The 2,570-nt window shown below is 34.8% G+C and carries 3 protein-coding genes; all 3 read right to left on the bottom strand.

All coding sequences use genetic code 11. The features are described from left to right. Window positions 1-181: 181 nt before the first annotated feature. The 3 genes from QZ265_RS10520 to ilvC all read right to left on the bottom strand — a co-directional run bounded on the left by QZ265_RS10520 (window position 182) and on the right by ilvC (window position 2,433). Complete coding sequence (locus tag QZ265_RS10520; protein ID WP_007394029.1) at window positions 182-397, bottom strand: cold-shock protein; 216 nt, start codon at window positions 395-397, stop codon at window positions 182-184. A gap of 320 nt (window positions 398-717) precedes the next feature. Continuing rightward, the gene (locus QZ265_RS10515; protein WP_296405966.1) at window positions 718-1,137 is read right to left on the bottom strand and encodes a hypothetical protein; all 420 of its coding nucleotides are present in this window, start codon (window positions 1,135-1,137) and stop codon (window positions 718-720) included. Window positions 1,138-1,416: 279 nt separating this feature from the next. After that, the gene (gene ilvC, locus QZ265_RS10510; RefSeq protein WP_296405964.1) at window positions 1,417-2,433 is read right to left on the bottom strand and encodes a ketol-acid reductoisomerase; all 1,017 of its coding nucleotides are present in this window, start codon (window positions 2,431-2,433) and stop codon (window positions 1,417-1,419) included. Between the last annotated feature and the right edge of the window lie 137 nt (window positions 2,434-2,570).

Genomic DNA, 2,570 nt, shown 5'->3' with positions numbered 1-2,570 from the left:
TAATATTTTATAGTCAAATTAATGCTCTAATAGCTCAGATACTATAATCCTAGTGATATTATAAGTGTTTTGAAAAAATTGATAGACAAAAAAAAGAGACAATCCATAAGATTGTCTCTTCAAAGTACCATCATCTTTATAGATAATTAATACTATTATTATAATCTAAAGCTTACAAAAATTATTCAGCTGATTCGATTTGTTCAGCTTGTGGACCTTTTTGGCCTTGGCCTAATACAAAAGTAACTTTTTGACCTTCAGCTAGAGTTTTGAAACCACTACCTTGAATAGCACTGTAATGAGCAAATACGTCTTGACCACCATCGTCTTGTGCGATAAAACCAAAACCTTTAGCTTCGTTGAACCACTTAACAGTACCTTGAACACGTTCTGACATAACTTTTCCTAATATAAAATTGATTTAACTATAGTCATGATGCTTTTAACAGACCAGTTCTACTCTGGGTATGTAGATACTGCGTCGGTAGAAAACGTAAATCGAGTAGTATTGATTAGAATGTTGACTAATCTTCACTCTAATAAATAGCCACTTAGTTTACATTTCAACAATTTAATGCAGTCATGTTTGAATTAGTAGCCATGCTATTCATTCAAAAAGTAACTTACTTACTGACTGATAGTATAACAGCTTTAAACAGCTTGTCCTAATAAAATCTATAGTTTTGGTTATTTTCATGTAAAAATTGTAAATATTAATTAACCAGTTAACTTTGGATATAATAATACGAACAAGCATAAGGGGAGAAATGTTATCGCAAAAGACTGGCTAAAAGCAATAATTGGCTTAGGAATAACTAACTCATCTGATTTTTTTGGGAAGCCAGTTTGCTTTAGTAACCGACTGCCATATACCCAGCCAGCAAGAGTATAAGTTATATAAGCAATAGGTACCGCCATCTCAATTGATTTAAAGTTAATAGCATATAGTCCGGCAATAGAGACGAATAACCAAGATGAATCTATCAATGAACTGACATGGAAAAACTTAGATTGTGGCAGTTTTCCACCAGTTTTTTTGAGCATCTGCCCCTCTATCCAAATCAAAATTGCAATCACTGCACTTAAAGCAATATAGATAGAGCGAGAGTCAATATGTGTTAGCCACTGGGTATTCATAAGTTAAACCTTTGTATTTATTTTAAGTGTTAGTTAATCGTAGCTGCGTCAGCGACAACACTTAAAATAACCATCTTAAATTATTAGTACGTAGTATATTGCGATTTTTCAAACCGCTTCAAGTATATTCCCGATTACTATAGTCAAAATAAAAAACCCATGTATCGTTAGACACATGAGTTTTAATCTTTAGCAATTTGACTCGCCTATTTGACCTATTGTCTACAAAACAAGATTCTTTAAACATTTCAAAAAGCTAAAAATATTCAAAAACTTTGATTAGTTTTTGTCTTTATCAATTATTTTGTTGCCACCAATCCAAGGCATCATAGCACGTAGTTTTGCACCAGTTTTTTCGATTTCATGGTCAGCATTGTTACGACGACGAGCTGTCATTGAAGGATAATTGGTAGCGCCTTCACTGATGAACATTTTAGCATATTCGCCTGACTGAATACGCTTTAGAGCATTGCGCATAGCTTCACGAGATTGTTCATTAATAACTTCAGGACCTGTTACATATTCACCGTATTCAGCATTGTTACTGATTGAATAATTCATGTCAGCAATACCACCTTCATACATTAAGTCTACGATAAGCTTAAGCTCATGTAAGCACTCAAAGTAAGCCATTTCTGGTGCATAGCCCGCTTCCGTTAAAGTTTCAAATCCCATCTTAACAAGTTCTACGGCGCCACCGCAAAGTACCGCTTGTTCACCAAATAAGTCAGTTTCTGTCTCATCTTTGAATGTGGTTTCAATAATACCTGAACGACCACCACCAACACCAGCTGCATAGGATAAAGCCACTTGCTTAGCTTGACCTGAAGCATCTTGATAAATAGCGATTAGATCAGGGATACCGCCACCTTTAGTAAATTCAGAACGTACGGTATGACCAGGTGCTTTAGGCGCTACCATAATAACGTCTAAATCTTTACGTGGTACTACTTGGTTATAATGAATGGCGAAACCATGCGCAAATGCAAGCGTCGCACCTTCTTTAATGTTTGGCTCGATAACGTCTTGGTACAAAGATTTTTGGAACTCATCAGGAGTAAGAATCATAATCACTTCGGCTGCTTGTACAGCATCAGCAACTTCAGCAACTTTTAAGCCTGCATTTTCAGCTTTTTTCCATGAGCCAGAATTTTTACGTAGACCAACAGTAACATCAACACCAGAATCTTGAAGATTTAATGCATGTGCATGACCTTGAGAACCATAACCAATAATAGCTACCTTTTTGCCTTGGATGATAGATAAGTCACAATCTTTATCGTAATAAACATTCATAATATAGTCCTTTTAAATACTTTCAATTTATGTTGAAAATAGAGGTGGGTTTAAAAATTAACTTTTTAATTTTACGGTTTTTGATTTAATTAAAACCCTTGTCAATGAATTACAGCATTGACAAGGGTATAGGGTGT

It is taken from the genome of Psychrobacter sp., from assembly GCF_018260395.1.
Taxonomy (GTDB): Bacteria; Pseudomonadota; Gammaproteobacteria; order Pseudomonadales; family Moraxellaceae; genus Psychrobacter.
The sequence above is the reverse complement of the archived record's forward strand: the minus strand, read 5'-3'. Positions and strand labels throughout refer to the sequence as shown.

Coding starts and splice junctions, on each gene's coding strand:
- QZ265_RS10520 (WP_007394029.1), bottom strand. CDS start 397: ATGTCAGAACGTGTTCAAGGTACTGTTAAGTGGTTCAACGAAGCTAAA.
- QZ265_RS10515 (WP_296405966.1), bottom strand. CDS start 1,137: ATGAATACCCAGTGGCTAACACATATTGACTCTCGCTCTATCTATATT.
- ilvC (WP_296405964.1), bottom strand. CDS start 2,433: ATGAATGTTTATTACGATAAAGATTGTGACTTATCTATCATCCAAGGC.